Genomic DNA, 15,805 nt, shown 5'->3' on the forward strand with positions numbered 1-15,805 from the left:
CTCACGCGCCGAGCTTGGCGCGCAGCCAGTCGTGGAACTCGCCGAGGTGATGCTCACTGGGCACCAGGACCCCACCGTCGCGGTAGGTCCGTGAGCTCATCGCGGGCTGGCAGCGCTCGCAGGCGTCGAAGTCCTGCTGGTTGACGCGGTGGAACAGTTCGACCGAGTGCCCGACGTCGCGCCCCGACTCGACGACGTGCGGCATGTACAGCCAGTCGCATTCGACGATGGTGCGGTCGGCTGCCATCGGGAACATCCGGTGCACGATGACGTGGTCGGGTACCAGGTTGACGAACACCTGGGGCCGAACGGTGATGGCGTAGTAGCGGCGGTCCTGGCCCTCGGTGACACCGGGGATGTGGTCGAGGCCCTCGGAGCCGTCGATCGTGAAACCCTTGACGTCGTCCCCGAATTCAGCGCCGTGGCCGACGTAGTACTGCGCGGCGTACCCGTCGGCGAACTCGGGCAGCACCTCCGTCAGCTCCGGGTGAATCGTGGCGCAGTGGTAGCACTCCATGAAGTTCTCGATGATGAGCTTCCAGTTGGCCTTGACGTCGTAGGTGATCCGACGGCCCAGGCTCAAGTCGGCGACGCCGTAGTGGTCGATCGACTCGACGTCACCGAGCCGGTCGACGATCTCCTGCATCACGGTGGCTTCGAACGACGGCGGCTCGTCGTCGAGGCAGACCCAGACGTAGCCCAGCCATTCACGCACCGCGATCTTGCGCAGGCCGTACTCGTTGCGGTCGACGTCCGGCATCTTGGTCAGGTTCGGGGCCGCGATCAGCTTGCCTTCGAGGTCGTAAGTCCAAGCATGGTAGGGACATTGGAACGCCCGCTTGACCTCGCCACTGTCCTCGGTGCACAGCTGCGCGCCACGGTGCCTGCAGACGTTGAAGAAGGCGCGGACCTCGCCCTTGCGCGACCGCGTGATCAGCACGCTCTCACGCCCAACCTGCACGGTCCGGAACGCGCCTGGCTTGTCCAGGTCGGCGGCGCGGACGGCGCAGAACCACATGGTCTCGAAGACCTTCTCCTGCTCGAGGGCGAACACACCGTCGTCGGTGTAGTAGTGCCCAGGCAGGGTGGCGATGAGGCTCTCGGGCAGGGTGGGGGTAGCGATGGTCACTACGGAAACTCCTGGTCGGTCGTGGTCTGAAAAGTCTGGGTCTGAAAAGTCGAGGTCTGGGAAGCTGATTGAAGACTGGGGTCAGACGCTTGCGGGCGCGGCGGCCAATTGGCGGCGCCAACGGCCGAACAACCGGGGCTGGTCGACGGCGAGAACCGCGACCAGTCGACCGTCACGTCGGTAGGTGGCGAGAAAGCAGCGGTCGTCGCAGCTGCCTTCTTCGATGGTGATCTCGTCACCACTGCGAGTGGCTCCCGCGAATTGAATGCGAGCGCCGTACTGGTCCGACCAGAAGTACGGCGCCTTGGCCGGGGTGCCCTGGTGCAGTCCGCCTGCGAGCAGCGTCGACACGGCGATGGCGGGCCGTTCGAGCGCGCCGGTCCAGTGCTCCACCCGATGTGGCGCGCCGTGAAGGTCGTCGTGCCATGCCGCGCAGTCACCGACGGCGACGACGTTGGGAATGGTCGTCTCACCGCCGGCGCCGCAGAGCACGCCGTTGCCGAGTTGGAGACCGCTGTCCCGAAGCCAATCGATGTTGGGGATGCCGCCGATTCCCACGACGACCACGTCGGCCGGGAGGTGCCGACCGTCGGCGAGGTTGACGCCGGTGACCCGGTCCGGGCCGGACGACCCGCGCAGCGGCCGGTTCTCACCGGTGAGGCCCGCGACGACGGTGCCGCAGATCAGCGTCGTCCCGTTGGCCATGTGTGCCGAGGACACCACGTTGCCGAGCCGCTCGCCCAGCTGTACCGCCAGCGGCGTCGGCGCGGCCTCGACGACGGTGACGTCGAGCCCGAGTTTGCGGGCAGTCGACGCGACCTCGGCGCCGATGAAGCCGGCCCCGATGACGACCATCCGGGCACCGGTCCGCAGATCCTCGCGCAGCGCCAATGCGTCGTCGATGGTCCTGATCACGTGGACGCCGGCCAGTTCGTCACTGCCCGGCCACCGCCGCGCCCGCGAGCCGGTCGCGAGGACGACGCCGTCGGCGTCGATCCGCGTCCCGTCGGCGAGTTCGATTGCGCCGCAAGCGGCGTCGAGTCGAGAGGCGGGTGCGCCGAGCAGCCAGGTGGCGTCGAGGTCGTCGTCGTCGCACTCAAGCGCGAGGTCAGCTTCGGTCACGTCGCCGACGAGGAACCCCTTCGACAGAGGCGGGCGGTCATACGGCCGCCGTGACTCGTCTCCGACGATCGTGAGCCGTCCGTCGAAACCCTGGGCGCGCAGCGCCCGTGCGGCCGAGAGCCCGGCCAAGGACGCTCCGACGATTGCGACGTGCTTCACCGGTTCGCCCCGTCGCCGAGCCGGGCCCGGATGTCGGGCGGCAGGTTCGGCTTCTCGGTGCTGAGCTCGACGCGGATGAGGCCGTCCTCGATCGCGACGACGTGCGCGCGGACGGGCAGCTTCGCCGGGGGTGCGTCCACCGCACCGGTCCGCAGGTTGAACCGCGAAGCATGCAGCGGGCATTCGACCTCGCACCCCTCGACCCAGCCGTCGGCGAGTGAGGCGTCTTGGTGTGAGCAGGTGTCGTCGATGGCGAACACCTCGCCGTCTTCGGTGTGGAACACGGCAATCGGAGGGACGGTGTCGACTCGCAGAGCTTCCCCGGGGGGCAGGTCGGCGAGTGGGCAAATGTCGATCATGTGCGGACCCTTCCGGTTAGACCGCTGGTGCGTATTACGCAACGTGATTCGTATTACGCAACAGTCTGCGGGCGTATCACACTGCTGTCAAGAGGGGGAAGCTGGTGCGAAACACTCCGCCATCGGGCGGCAATGTCGAGGAACGCCAAAGGGCGGCCCCGGTGCGGGGCCGCCCTCGACGTACTACTCCTGCGAGACCTTCGGAAGCCTCCGCAGCTCCTTTGCCAACGGGTCCTTCCTGAGGTCGAGATACAGCGAGACGCACATGCCGATCATCACGAAGACGAAAGGCGCCGCGACGATGATCGTCATCGTTTGCAGGCCGTTGAGCGCATCGCTACCCCCCGCCCACAGCATCAGGATCGCGACTGCCCCGGTCGCCAGGCCCCAGGTGGCGACCGCCCATCGCGAGGGGTTCAACGAGCCCCGCTGCGACAGCGTCCCCATGACCATCGAGGCGGCGTCCGCGCCGGAAACGAAGAAGATCGCCACCAACGCCATCACCAGCAGTGACGACACACCGACGAACGGCAGACGGTCGAGCATTCCGAACAGCGTCGACTCCGGTTCGCCACTGCCGTACAGGTCGATCCCGTCACGCTGCTGGCCTATCCCCGCCCCACCGAACACCGCGAACCACACCATGCTCACCGTGGTGGGGATCAGGATGACGCCGACCACGAACTGCCTGATGGTGCGTCCCCGGCTGATGCGGGCGAGGAACATGCCGACGAACGGCGTCCACGAGATCCACCACGCCCAGTAGAAGATCGTCCAGGAGGACAGCCACTTGTCGGTGTCCGCACCGTCGGCGCCCGACCTGGCGGACATGCTGGGCAGGTTGGCCAGGTAGTCGCCCAGCGAGGTCGGGATCAGGTTGAGGATCAGGACCGTCGGGCCTGCGACGAAGACGAAGATCGCCAGAATCAGGGCCAACACCATGTTGATGTTGGACAGCCACTGGATGCCCTTGGAGACTCCGGATATCGCCGATGCGACGAATGCCAGCGTCAGCAGCGCGACGATGGAGACGAGAAGCAAGGTTCCCGCCTGGCCCACCCAGCCGACGGTCTCGATGCCGGAGCCGATCTGCAGTGCGCCGAGGCCCAGCGAGGCGGCCGTGCCGAACATCGTCGCGAAGATCGCGAGGATGTCGATGATCTTGCCGATGGGCCCCTCGACGCGCTTGCGACCGAACAGCGGGGTGAACGCGGCACTGATGAGCTGCTTGCGCCCCATCCGATAGGTGCCGTAGGCGACCGACAAGCCGACGACGGCGTACATCGACCACGGGTGGAATCCCCAGTGGAACAGCGCGGTGGCCAACGCGGTGCCCGCCGCTGAATCCGCAAGCCCCGGTGGGGGTTTGACGAAGTGCGTGAGCGGCTCGGTGACGCCCCAGAAGATCAGGCCGATACCCATGCCTGCGCTGAACATCATCGCGATCCAGCTGACGGTGCTGAACTCGGGTTTGTCCCCGTCCCCACACAGCGGGATCCTGCCGTAGCGGCTCAGGGCGAGCCAGACCGCGAACAGCACGAAGCCGGTGGCCGACAGGATGAAGAGCCATCCGAGGTTGCCGACCACCCAGTTGAGGATCGAGGTCATCGTCGTCGAGAACCCGGGCGGATCGAGCAAGCCCCACGCGAGGATGGCGACGACGGACAGGGCCGCCACGCCGAATACGACGGGATCGGTGACGGGGCGACCGGGAGGTTGCGGTCCGTCCATTCCGGACGCCGGCGAACAGTAGTCGAGCGCTTCTGGCTCGAGCGGCATGGATTCGGTGTCTGGTGGATTTTCTTGCTGTGCTGTCACGGGAAACTCCTGAGGGCGCTGAGCCGGCTCGTTTCGGATCGGACTGATGTGACGTGGACCATGTCGCCTTTCGACGGAGACCCACGTCACACACTTCTGTTGGTATGCGACTGCCCTGGCGAAATTTCTCCAAGGTTCACATACCGCCGCAGTGCGTCCCGGGCTGTTCCGAGCGGCATGAAAGCCGGCCATTGCGGACCCGGGTGACTCGACCCGCTGCGGGTGGATGACGCCATCCACCAGCGGCGTTCGTGATATATTAGACCGCGACTGGCTGATACGCGACTGCTAGACAAAGAAACTTTCGCCGAGGTTGGGCACCGCCGAGCGCTTTAGGTAGCTGCTCGACGCGTAAGCGCAGCACGACGTCGAATCACGATTCGCCGCAGCCGCGCAGCGTTCAGCCCAGATGACCCATCCGTCGGCCGATCGCAGCAGCCGACGAGGCGATTTCGGGCCCGATTTCCTGCATCCGCGCCTCGTCGAGGCGGTAAACCGGTCCTGAAACGCTCAGTGCGGCGATGGCCACGCCGCCGTGGTCGCGAATCGGCGCGGCGACCGCGTTGAGGCCAGCCTCGAACTCACCCACCGACAAGACCCACGCGTCGTCCGCCACGGCGTCCAGCTGACGTTCCAACTCGTCGACGGACGTAATCGTTCGGTCGGTGAACCGCGTCAGGGGCCCTGAGCCGAGGAGTTCGCGCCGGGTCCGAGCCGGCATCGACGCCAACAGCACCTTGCCGCTCGACGTGGCATGCAAAGGCGTCAGCTCACCGACCCAATTGTGGGTGCCAACCGCGGACGGCCCCCTCGCCTGGTCGACGTTGACGACGTATCCCGATCGGCGGACGGCGACGTTGACCGTCTCTCCCACGTCGGCCGCCAGGCGCTCGCAGATGTCGCGCCCCTGCTGCACGACGTCCAGTTCACCGCTGACGGCGTTCGCCAACCGGAGGATGCCGACGCCGAGCCGGTACTTGCCGCGGTCCTGCAGCTGTTCGACGAGGTCGCGGTCCTCCAGCGAACTGAGCAATCGGGACGCCGTCGACTTGTGCACGTCGAGTTCGGACGCGATCTCGGTGACGCCGGCCTCGCCGAGGCGGGCCAGGATCTCCAGCACGATCAGCGCTCGGTCGACGGACTGCACGCCACCGCCAACCGCGTCCGACCGTCCGCTGCCCATCGCGTCACACTATCGAGCGCGTCGCCTCCGCAACGGCCCTTCCTCACCGGCCTGCCGTCCCGCACCCCTTGACGCCGCCGACGGTCACGTCGTACGGTTGGTATATCAGTTGTTGATCAATTAGTCGCACGTACTGGCGCAGCCGGCACCACTAGGAGAACTACGAGTATGGGCTCACCCCGCGTCGTCATCATCGGGGCCGGCATCGTCGGCACCAATCTCGCCGACGAACTGACGGCGAGGGGGTGGGACCAGGTCACCGTCGTCGACCAGGGACCGCTGCCGTTGACCGGCGGCTCGACGTCCCACGCCCCCGGTCTCGTCTTCCAGACCACGCCGTCGAAGACCATGACCGCGCTGGCGAGCTACACCGTCGACAAGTTCAAGGGCCTCGACGTCGACGGCGAATGGTGCTTCAACCAGGTCGGCGGCCTCGAGGTCGCCACCACCTCCCAGCGACTGGCCGAACTGCACCGCAGGCAGGGCTGGGCGACCTCGTGGGGCGTCGACGCCCGCGTCATCGAGCCGGAGGAATGCGCCAAGCTGCACCCCCTCCTCGACCCCAAGCGCATCCTGGGCGGGCTCTACGTCGAGACCGACGGCCTGGCCAAGGCGTCTCGCGCCGTCGTGGCGCTGAGTCGTCGCGCACAGGCCCGCGGTGCAGAGTTCCGAGGCTCGACGAAGGTCGTAGGAATCGAGCACAGCGGCGGCCGGGTCACCGGTGTCACGACCACCACCGGCGTGATCCCCGCCGACATCGTCGTCTCCTGCGGCGGATTCTGGGGTCCGGACCTCGGCGCGTTGATCGGCATGGACGTCCCGCTGTTGCCACTGGCGCACCAGTACGTCACGACCCACCAGCTCCCCGAACTGGTCGGCCGCAACACCGAATCGTCGGAAGCCGGATTCCCGATCCTGCGCCATCAGGACCAGGACCTTTACTTCCGCGAGCACGTCGACCGCCTCGGCATCGGCTCCTACGCACACCGCCCCATGCCCGTGGACCTTCGCGACCTGCCCGGCGGTGAAGTCACCAGTGACGCAATGCCTTCCATGCTCACGTTCACCGAAGAGGACTTCGCTCCCGCGTGGGAGAAGTCCAAGGAACTGCTGCCGTGCCTGCGGGACGCGACCATCGAGACCGGGTTCAACGGAATCTTCTCGTTCACCCCCGACGGCGGACCGCTGATCGGCGAATCACCCGACGTCGCAGGCTTCTGGATCGCCGAGGCGGTCTGGGTCACCCACTCGGCCGGCGTCGCCAGAGCAGTCGCCCAGCTCCTCGTCGACGGACGCTCCGAGGTGGAGTTGCACGGGTGCGACGTCCATCGCTTCGAGGAGATCCAGCTCGACCCGCAGTACGTCAGCGAGACCTCGCAGCAGAACTTCGTCGAGATCTACGACATCCTGCATCCGTTGCAGCCCAAGGAATCTCCGCGCGACATCCGCGTCAGCCCGTTCCACGTCCGCCAGAAGGAACTTGGCGCGATGTTCCTCGAAAGCCACGGCTGGGAGCGCCCGCACTGGTTCGAGGCCAACGCCGACCTGGTCGCCCAACTGCCGCCCGAATGGCAGCCGAAGCCCCGTGACGAGTGGGCCGCCAAGTTCCACTCCCCGATCGCCGCAGCCGAAGCGTGGCGGACGAGGACCGCGGTGGCGATGTACGACATGACGCCACTGAAGCGACTCGAGGTGTCCGGGCCAGGCGCACTGGCACTCCTCGAGCGGCTGACCACCGCCAAGATGGACAAGTCGATCGGCGCGGTCACCTACGCATTGGCGTTGGACGCCGCCGGCGGCGTGCGCAGCGACCTGACCGTTGCCCGCCTGTCCGAGAACACCTTTCAGGTCGGCGCCAACGGAAACCTGGACATGGACTACTTCCGCCGCCAGGCCCCGGCCGACGGCAGCGTCACGGTCCGCGACATCACCGGCGGTACCTGCTGCATCGGACTGTGGGGTCCGCTGGCCCGCGAGGTGGTCACCGCGCTCAGCCGCGACGACTTCTCGAACGAGAACTTCAAGTACTTCCGCTCCAAGCAGGTTCGCATCGGCGGCGTGCCCGTCACCGCAATGCGCCTGTCCTACGTCGGCGAACTCGGCTGGGAGCTCTACACGTCGGCCGACAACGGTCTGCGTCTCTGGGACGCACTGTGGGCAGAGGGCCAGCGGCACGGCGTCATCGCCGCGGGCCGGGCCGCGTTCAACAGCCTCCGCATGGAGAAGGGCTACCGGTCGTGGGGCACCGACATGACGACCGAACACAACCCGTATGAAGCGGGACTCGGGTTCGCCGTGCGACTCCAGAAGGAGGAGTTCCACGGTCGCGACGCCTTGGCCGGAATCTCCGACGACACCGTGCAAAGGCGGCTGGCCTGCCTCGTCGTCGACGACGGCATTTCGGTCGTGCTGGGATCCGAGCCGGTGTTCGTCGACGGCGCACCCGCCGGTTACGTCACCAGCGCGTCGTTCGGGCATACCGTCGGTGCGCCCATCGCCTACGCGTGGCTGCCTGCCACCGCCGTCGTCGGAACCGGTGTCGAGATCCAGTACTTCGATCGACGCATCGCGGCCACGGTCGCGGCCGAACCACTCGTCGACCCCGAGATGAAGAAGATTCGGGCATGACCACGACGGAGAACGCACTCCGCGTCGACGGGGTGGCTGCCTTCCTGGACGCGTTGGCCGCGAAGGTCCCCGCACCCGGCGGAGGCGCCACCGCCGCACTGCACCTCGGCCAGGCCGCGGCGTTGGTGTCGATGGTCGCCAGGTACACCGTCGGCGCGCGCTACGCCGAGCACGAAGCCCTGGTGTCCGCAGTCTGCGCGGACGCCGACGCGGTCCGCGGCAGCGCGCTGCAGCTGATCGACGACGACATGGCCGCCTTCAGCGGTGTCATCTCCGCGTACAAGATGCCGAAAGCCACTGCGGTGGAATCGGAATCGCGTTCCGCCGCGATCAGTGCGGCCTCGGTTCGAGCGGCCGAGGTGCCTGCCCGCGTCGCCGACCGGGCGGCGACCGTGGTCGAACTGGCCGAGAAGCTGCTGCCGGTGGCCAATCCGAACGTCATCAGCGACGTGGCAGCCGCCGCGGACGCCGCCCGCGCCGCGGCCACCACCGCGAGGGTGAACGTCGAGATCAACCTGTCGAGCATCGCCGACGCCTCGACCCGCGCCTCGTTCGCCGCCCGCATGGGGGGCGTCGACGCCCTCGCCGCGCGAGCCGACGCCATCACCGACCTAGTCCGAAAGCAGTTGACCGCATGACTCGAATCCTTGGTGGCGGTGAGCTGTCGGCCGCGATCCGCGCCGACGTGACCGCCCGCGCCGGCGCCCTCCGCGAATCGGGTGTGCAGCCCAAGTTGGCGGTCGTGACGGCCACCGACGACGAATCGACGGCGTGGTACGTCCGATCCATCGCCAAGGCCGCCACTCGCACGGGAATCGATTGCCAGATCGTCGATCTCGGCGCGACCGCCGGTCAGAACGACGTCCTCTCCGCACTCGTCGAGCTGAGCGCGGATCCCGACGTCCACGGCATCATCCTTCAGACCCCGCTGCCCGAGGGCGTCGACGTGACGTCACTTCGGACCGCCATCGCCCCGGACAAGGACGTGGACGGGGCAAACCCGTTGAGCCTCGGGCGGTTGCTCGCGAACCAGCCGGCGTTCGCCCCCGCTACGGCGGCTGCGGTGATGGCCCTGCTCGACCATCACGAGGTACCGCTGCGCGGACGCGTCGCGTCCGTCGTCGGCCGGTCGGTCGTGGTCGGCACTCCCGTTGCGCACCTGCTGGTTCAACGGGACGCAACGGTCACCGTGTGCCATCACCACACCGTCGACCTGGCCGCCAGTACCCGTAACGCCGAGATCGTCGTCGTCGCGGTAGGCGTCCCCGGTCTCGTGACGGCCGACCACGTCGCCGACGGCGCGATCGTCGTCGACGTCGGGACGACGGCCACCGACGACGGCGCCCTGCTCGGCGACGTCGACGCGGCCTCGGTCGATGGACGGGCCGGCGGCCTGACCCCGGTCCCCGGTGGCGTCGGCCCGGTGACCACCGCACTGCTGCTGGCCAACACCGTCACTGCCGCAACGGCATTGAGCACGACCACCCACCACGATGCCGGCGTTCTCGTCGGAGCCGTCGCCAGATGACCTTCCCCGCACCTCGTTCCGACCAGGAGATCTCATGACCCAGAACTTCACCCTGACGCTGAGTTGCCCCCAGCGGCCGGGCATCGTCCACGCCGTCACCTCGTTCCTGTTCTCCCGCAACTGCGACATCGCCGAGCACCAGCAGTTCGACGACACGGTGAGCCAATCGTTCTTCCTTCGTACGAAGTTCATCTGCGGGGAAGAGGTGGCCGGCGTCCCCGAGCTGACCGAGCAATTCGAAACTCTTGCAAACAGTTTCGGGATGAACTTCCGCTTCGACGCCGGCGTGCCACCGCGGGTGGTCGTGATGGTGTCGAAGATGGGGCATTGCCTCAACGACCTGATCTTCCGCTGGCGCGCCGGCACCCTCGGCGGTGAACTGGTGGCCGTCGTCTCCAATCACGAGGTGCTGCGCCCCATGGCCGAGGCAGCGGGCCTACCGTTCGTGCACATCCCCGTGACGCCGACGACCAAGCCGGAGGCCGAAGCCGAACTGCTCGCGCTGGTCGACGAGTACCAGGCCGACCTGGTCGTGCTGGCCCGCTACATGCAGGTGCTGTCCAACGAGACCTGCACGGCGCTGCAAGCCCGCGCGATCAACATCCACCACTCGTTCCTGCCCGGCTTCAAGGGCGCCAAGCCGTACCACCAGGCCTACGACCGCGGCGTGAAATTCGTTGGTGCGACGGCACATTACGTGACGCCCGACCTCGACGAGGGCCCGATCATCGAGCAGGAGGTCATCCGCATCGACCACTCGTATGACCCGGCTCGGCTGGCGACAGTGGGCCAGGACGCCGAAGCGCTCGCCCTGTCCCGCGCGGTTCGGTGGCATTGCGAGAACCGCGTGATGATGCACGGGCATCGCACCGTCGTCTTCAGCTGACGTTGGTCGGGGATGCCCTGATCACCCCCCTGGGGCGAGCAGGGCTCGAGCGTCCTTGATGAGCAGCAGAAGGTGCAGCGGGTCAGTCGGTGAGGGTTCGAAGCCGAAGTGGGCGTAGAACTCGCGTGCGTGGCCATGCAGCGAATGCACTAGCAGAGCCCGGACGCCGACGATCTGTGCGGCGGCCACCGCCCGGGTGATCGCATCACGCAGCAGCTGCGCACCTAGTCCTTTGCCGTGCTCCTCGACGTCGATCGCCAGCCGGGACAGCAGAATCACAGGTACGGGATCGGGTATGTTGCAGCGCACACGTCCGGGGGTATCGGCGCGATCCACCGAGGCCGATGCCAGCGCGTAGAACCCGACGACGCGACCGCCCCGACAGGTGACGAAGCATCGTGAAGCACCCTCCACGTGATTGGCCAGCGCTCTCCCGCGCAGGTACCCGTCCAAGCTGGGCTCGCCGCTGTTGAAGTCGGCGACGTCGTCGTCTGCGCTGATCGGCCTTGGCGCGCTGTATCCGCTCACTCGTCGAAGATCGAGGGCTCCGCGAACAGCTTCGCCAAACGCGGCTTGTGCAATACCGGCCGGTCCAGCACCGAAACGAACTCCGCCCAGGTCGCGTCGTCGAGCGTGAACAGCCGGCGATCAGCGAGAACGTCGCGGGCATGAGCCAGCGTCGCGGTCAAGATGAAGTTGGTCAGGTCGGTCCCCTCCACCTCGGCTGCTCGACGAATTAGCGCGTCCTGCTCAGCGGTCAGGCGCACTGCGAAACGTTCCGTCTTCGTAGCCATCTACCCATTGTGTGCCCACCGGGCGTACGCGTCAACGTGATGCAGTGCCGCCGATCAAACGATGGCGCGCACCGACTCCTCGAACCCGATGACGTGCTCGAGTGCGATCGCCGCGGCTGCGTCTCCGTCACCGGCGGCGATGGTCCGCAGAAGATTGGTGTGTTCGCCGACGTGCTTGGCCACCGTCGGCAGCCGATCCAGGAACAGGCAGAAGATCCGGGTGGCGAGGTTGTCGTATCGGACGAGCACGTCTTCGAGATGGGGATTGCCCGCGGCGCGGTAGATGGCGCGGTGCACCTTGAGGTCCCACCGCATCAGTTCGTTGCGGTCGATACCGGCGACGTCGAGTGCGTCGGTGTCGTCGGCCAAGCGCACGAGCTCTGCTCTCATCGATGCACTCGCGGCCTCGGCAGCGGTCCTCGCTGCCACCGGCTCCAGGTTCACCCGGATCTGCGAGATGTGCCGAAGGTCGGCGACGTCGACTCCGGTGGCGAACGTGCCGCGACGGGGATAGGACACGACCAGCCGGTCGGCCTCCAGTCGCTTCAGCGCCTCCCGGACGGGGGTTCTTCCGAACTGCAGTTCGGCAGCCAGCTCGCTCTCCACGATCGCCTCGTTCGGGCGGATGTCGAGCATGATCAGCTTGTCTCGGATGGCGAGGTAGGCGCGGTCGGCGAACGACATGCCCTCGGGGTCGGCTTCCAGCTCCTCCGAGCTCAGCGTTGTCACGGTCACGATCCTCCCGACGTCGACGTCCTGCACCCGGAAGTTAACCCGACCGTGCCGTGTCGATGATATATCAGTACGTCGACGCCCGGTGACCGCCGTGCCCGGCTCGCCGTCAGAGCAGCGCGCGGATCTCCCGCTCGAAGCCCGTGACGTGCGCCAAGGTCAGGTCGGCCGCGGCCGCCTCGTCACCGGCGACGATCGCATCGAGCAGCGCGATGTGCTCCCGTACGTGGCTCGCGACGTCGGGCAGCCGGTCCAGGAACAAACACCAGATCCGCGTCGCGTGGCCGTCGAGGGTGATCAGGATCTGCTCGAGGTGCGGGTTCCCCGACGCCCGGTAGATCTCGCGGTGCACGTAGACGTCGCGGCGCAAGACCTCCCGCGGGTCGTCACCGTCGTCGATCGCGGCGATGCTCTCTGCCAAGACACCGAGTCGCGCGCGCATGTCGGCGGACGCCGTGCGGGCCGCCCTGGCCGCCGCGGTGGGCTCGAGCTGTTTGCGGATCTCGGAGATGTCCGCGAGGTCGGTCAGGTCGACGGCGGTCGCGAAGGTGCCGCGGCGGGGATACGCGACGACGAGTCGATCCCGTTCCAGGCGCTTGACGGCCTCCCGAACGGGGGTGCGGCCGAGGCCCAGTTCCGCGGACAGCCGGTCGTCGTTGATCGGTTCGCCGGGCCGGATGTCGAGCATCACCAGGCGCTCGCGAATCACCTCATACGCGCGGTCCGCGTTGCTCTCGGTGCCGATGTCGGTTCCGGTCAGGGAGCCGTCGGCCTGGAAATCCGCCAGTGTCATCGCCGACCTTCCGTTGATCTGTTGACGTAATCGCGTTTTGATCCTAGCCTAATCGTTAACTGATATACCAGTGACTTACCCAATGAGATCTCAGTCAGGAAGGCGTCCATGACTCTCGATACCGCGGTGCCGATGTCGGTACAGCCCGCGAACCCACTCCTTGGCGCGTCCCTGGCTGAGCTCGACCCGGCCGTCCACGACGCGATCACCGCCGAGCTGGCCCGCCAGGAGAACACCCTCGAGATGATCGCGAGCGAGAACTTCGCCCCACTCGCCGTGATGCAGGCCCAGGGCTCGGTGCTGACCAACAAGTACGCCGAGGGCTACCCGGGCCGGCGCTACTACGGCGGGTGCGAGCACGTCGACGTGATCGAACAGCTCGCCATCGACCGAGTCACCGAGCTCTTCGGCGCGAAATACGCCAACGTGCAACCGCATTCGGGCGCGCAGGCCAACGCCGCGGCGATGGCCGCACTGCTCACCCCCGGCGACACCATCCTGGGTCTGGCACTGCCGCACGGCGGTCACCTGACCCACGGGATGAAGCTCAACTTCTCCGGCAAGCTGTACGACGTCGCCGCGTACCACGTGACCGAGGGCGACCACCTGGTCGACATGGCCGAGGTCGAACGTGTGGCCCACGAACGGAAACCCAAGCTCATCCTCGCCGGCTGGTCGGCCTATCCGCGGCAGCTCGACTTCGCCGAGTTCCGCCGCATCGCCGACGACGTCGGGGCCTACCTCATGGTCGACATGGCGCATTTCGCCGGCCTGGTGGCCGCCGGTCTGCACCCCTCCCCCATGCCGCACGCACACGTCGTCACCTCGACGACGCACAAGACCCTCGGCGGCCCGCGCGGCGGCATAATCCTGACCAACGACGAGGCCCTGGCGAAGAAGTTCAACTCCTCGGTCTTCCCCGGTCAGCAGGGCGGTCCGCTGGAACACGTCATCGCCGCCAAGGCCGTCTCGTTCAAGGTCGCCGCCCAACCGGAGTTCGTCGTGCGCCAGCAGCTCACCCTCGACGGCGCCAAGATCCTCGCAGACCGTCTCCTGCAACCGGATTCGCGTGCCGCAGGCATCAGCGTCGTCTCCGGTGGCACCGAGGTGCACCTGGTACTCGTCGACCTTCGTGACTCCGAGTTGGACGGCCAGCAGGCCGAGGATCGGCTGCACCGCGTCGGCATCACCGTCAACCGCAACGCCGTCCCCTTCGACCCACGCCCGCCCATGATCAGTTCGGGCGTGCGCATCGGCACCTCGGCCCTCGCGACGCGCGGCTTCGACCTCGACGCCTTCGCCGAGGTCGCCGACGTCATCAGCCACGCGCTGCGACCCGCAACCGACGACGCCGCCCTCGCCGAACTCCGTACCCGGGTCGACGCCCTCGCGGCGCGCTTCCCGCTCTACCCAGGCCTCGCAGGAGCCACGCTGTGACCACCCAAACCGTGCCGCCCGGCGCACACCTGCCCGACCATCCGGAATTCCTCTGGCGCACACCGACGCCCAAGAAGAACTATGACGTCGTCATCGTCGGCGGCGGTGGCCACGGACTGGCGACCGCGCACTACCTCGCGCAGAACCACGGCATCACCAACGTCGCCGTGCTCGAACGCGGCTGGCTCGCGGGTGGCAACATGGCCCGCAACACCACGCTGATCCGGTCGAACTACCTCTGGGACGAGAGCACCCGCATCTACGAGCACGCGCTCAAACTGTGGGAGGGCCTCGAAGACGATCTCGACTACCCAATCCTGTTCAAGCAGTGCGGTGTTCTGAACCTCGCCCACAGCCTGCAGGACGTCCGCGACAGTGTGCGACGGGTCGAGGCCAACAAGCTCAACGGGGTCGACGCCCATTGGGTGGACGCCGACGAAGTCAAGAAGCTCTGCCCGATCGTCAACGTCTCCGACGACATTCGCTATCCCGTCATGGGGGCGACGTACCAACCGCGGGCAGGCATCGCCAAGCACGACTACGTCGCGTGGGGCTTCGCGCGTCGCGCCGACCAGGCCGGTATCGACATCATCCAGAACTGCGAGGTGACCGGGTTCGTCACCGACGGCGACCGGGTCACCGGGGTCCGCACCACCCAGGGCGACATCGGCGCGGGCCAGGTCGCCCTCTGCGCGGCAGGGCACACGTCGACGCTGACCGACATGCTCGGCATCCGCACACCTCTGCAGAGCCATCCCCTGCAAGCTCTGGTCTCGGAGCTGCTCGAGCCCGTGCATCCGACGATCGTGATGAGCAATGCCGTGCACGTCTACGTGTCTCAGGCCCACAAGGGTGAACTGGTGATGGGCGCAGGCGTCGACTCCTACAACGGATACGGTCAGCGCGGGGCGTTCCACATCATCGAACGGCAGATGGCCGCCGCCGTCGAGCTGTTCCCCGTGTTCGCCCGCGCACATCTGCTGCGCACCTGGGGCGGCATCGTCGACGTCTGCCCGGATGCGTCCCCGATCGTGGGCCGCACCCCGTACGAGAACCTGTATCTCAACGCGGGCTGGGGAACAGGTGGATTCAAGGCGACCCCCGGCATCGGCTGGTGTCTTGCCGACACCATCGCCAACGACGAACCGCACGAGTTCGTCGCCCCGTTCAGCCTCGACCGGTTCGTCAGCGGAGCGCTCGTCGACGAACACGGCGCCGCCGGCGTCGCGCACTAGGT

Annotated in this window: 15 protein-coding genes; 6 read left to right on the forward strand and 9 right to left on the reverse strand. The window is 67.2% G+C overall.

The genetic code is table 11. The features are described 5' to 3' along the window. Position 1 precedes the first annotated feature (1 nt). The 5 genes from ASD37_RS11625 to ASD37_RS11645 form a co-directional block, all read right to left on the reverse strand. Positions 2–1,123 (reverse strand): aromatic ring-hydroxylating dioxygenase subunit alpha, encoded by a 1,122-nt coding sequence (locus ASD37_RS11625; RefSeq protein ID WP_056553044.1) that lies wholly within the window; start codon positions 1,121–1,123, stop codon positions 2–4. 87 nt (positions 1,124–1,210) lie between these two features. After that, the gene (locus ASD37_RS11630) at positions 1,211–2,410 is read right to left on the reverse strand and encodes an NAD(P)/FAD-dependent oxidoreductase (RefSeq protein WP_200959881.1); all 1,200 of its coding nucleotides are present in this window, start codon (positions 2,408–2,410) and stop codon (positions 1,211–1,213) included. Further along, positions 2,407–2,769, reverse strand: coding sequence for a bifunctional 3-phenylpropionate/cinnamic acid dioxygenase ferredoxin subunit (locus tag ASD37_RS11635; RefSeq protein ID WP_056551157.1), 363 nt, complete (start codon positions 2,767–2,769; stop codon positions 2,407–2,409). The genes ASD37_RS11630 and ASD37_RS11635 overlap by 4 nt, the downstream gene beginning before the upstream one ends. 183 nt (positions 2,770–2,952) lie before the next feature. Continuing rightward, entirely contained in the window at positions 2,953–4,500 is a 1,548-nt protein-coding gene (locus ASD37_RS11640; protein WP_056553052.1) for a BCCT family transporter, read from the reverse strand. Between the two features lie 487 nt (positions 4,501–4,987). Continuing rightward, on the reverse strand, positions 4,988–5,770 hold the full coding sequence (locus ASD37_RS11645) for an IclR family transcriptional regulator (RefSeq protein WP_056551158.1): 783 nt from the start codon (positions 5,768–5,770) through the stop codon (positions 4,988–4,990). Positions 5,771–5,938: 168 nt separating this feature from the next. Between ASD37_RS11645 and ASD37_RS11650 the strand changes: the two genes are divergently transcribed. From ASD37_RS11650 to purU, 4 genes are read left to right on the forward strand one after another with little or no spacing between them, the layout of a single operon-like run. After that, positions 5,939–8,398: an FAD-dependent oxidoreductase gene (locus ASD37_RS11650; RefSeq protein ID WP_056551159.1), complete on the forward strand. Its 2,460-nt coding sequence runs from the start codon at positions 5,939–5,941 to the stop codon at positions 8,396–8,398. Continuing rightward, positions 8,395–9,036: a cyclodeaminase/cyclohydrolase family protein gene (locus ASD37_RS11655; protein WP_056551160.1), complete on the forward strand. Its 642-nt coding sequence runs from the start codon at positions 8,395–8,397 to the stop codon at positions 9,034–9,036. The genes ASD37_RS11650 and ASD37_RS11655 overlap by 4 nt, the downstream gene beginning before the upstream one ends. Continuing rightward, positions 9,033–9,926 (forward strand): bifunctional 5,10-methylenetetrahydrofolate dehydrogenase/5,10-methenyltetrahydrofolate cyclohydrolase, encoded by an 894-nt coding sequence (locus ASD37_RS11660; RefSeq protein WP_056551161.1) that lies wholly within the window; start codon positions 9,033–9,035, stop codon positions 9,924–9,926. The genes ASD37_RS11655 and ASD37_RS11660 overlap by 4 nt, the downstream gene beginning before the upstream one ends. 34 nt (positions 9,927–9,960) lie before the next feature. Beyond that, positions 9,961–10,812 carry a formyltetrahydrofolate deformylase gene (purU, locus tag ASD37_RS11665; protein WP_056551162.1) on the forward strand — a complete coding sequence of 284 codons (852 nt, stop codon included), beginning with the start codon at positions 9,961–9,963 and terminating at the stop codon, positions 10,810–10,812. A 21-nt stretch (positions 10,813–10,833) separates the two neighbouring features. Here the strand turns inward: purU and ASD37_RS11670 are convergent, their stop codons facing one another. The 4 genes from ASD37_RS11670 to ASD37_RS11685 form a co-directional block, all read right to left on the reverse strand. Continuing rightward, positions 10,834–11,340 (reverse strand): GNAT family N-acetyltransferase, encoded by a 507-nt coding sequence (locus ASD37_RS11670; RefSeq protein WP_056551163.1) that lies wholly within the window; start codon positions 11,338–11,340, stop codon positions 10,834–10,836. Beyond that, complete coding sequence (locus ASD37_RS11675) at positions 11,337–11,606, reverse strand: DUF1778 domain-containing protein (protein ID WP_056551164.1); 270 nt, start codon at positions 11,604–11,606, stop codon at positions 11,337–11,339. The genes ASD37_RS11670 and ASD37_RS11675 overlap by 4 nt, the downstream gene beginning before the upstream one ends. Before the next feature lie 54 nt (positions 11,607–11,660). Beyond that, positions 11,661–12,335, reverse strand: coding sequence for a GntR family transcriptional regulator (locus ASD37_RS11680; RefSeq protein ID WP_370072766.1), 675 nt, complete (start codon positions 12,333–12,335; stop codon positions 11,661–11,663). Between the two features lie 112 nt (positions 12,336–12,447). Continuing rightward, entirely contained in the window at positions 12,448–13,131 is a 684-nt protein-coding gene (locus tag ASD37_RS11685) for a GntR family transcriptional regulator (protein WP_056551165.1), read from the reverse strand. A gap of 108 nt (positions 13,132–13,239) precedes the next feature. Here ASD37_RS11685 and glyA point away from each other — a divergent pair, with 108 nt between their 5' ends. Beyond that, a complete protein-coding gene (glyA, locus tag ASD37_RS11690; RefSeq protein WP_156720858.1) occupies positions 13,240–14,568 on the forward strand; it encodes a serine hydroxymethyltransferase in 1,329 nt (442 codons plus the stop codon). Beyond that, the gene (locus ASD37_RS11695) at positions 14,565–15,803 is read left to right on the forward strand and encodes a sarcosine oxidase subunit beta family protein (RefSeq protein ID WP_056551167.1); all 1,239 of its coding nucleotides are present in this window, start codon (positions 14,565–14,567) and stop codon (positions 15,801–15,803) included. The genes glyA and ASD37_RS11695 overlap by 4 nt, the downstream gene beginning before the upstream one ends. Positions 15,804–15,805: the final 2 nt, after the last annotated feature.

The organism is Mycobacterium sp. Root135, assembly GCF_001426545.1.
Lineage (GTDB): Bacteria > Actinomycetota > Actinomycetes > Mycobacteriales > Mycobacteriaceae > Mycobacterium.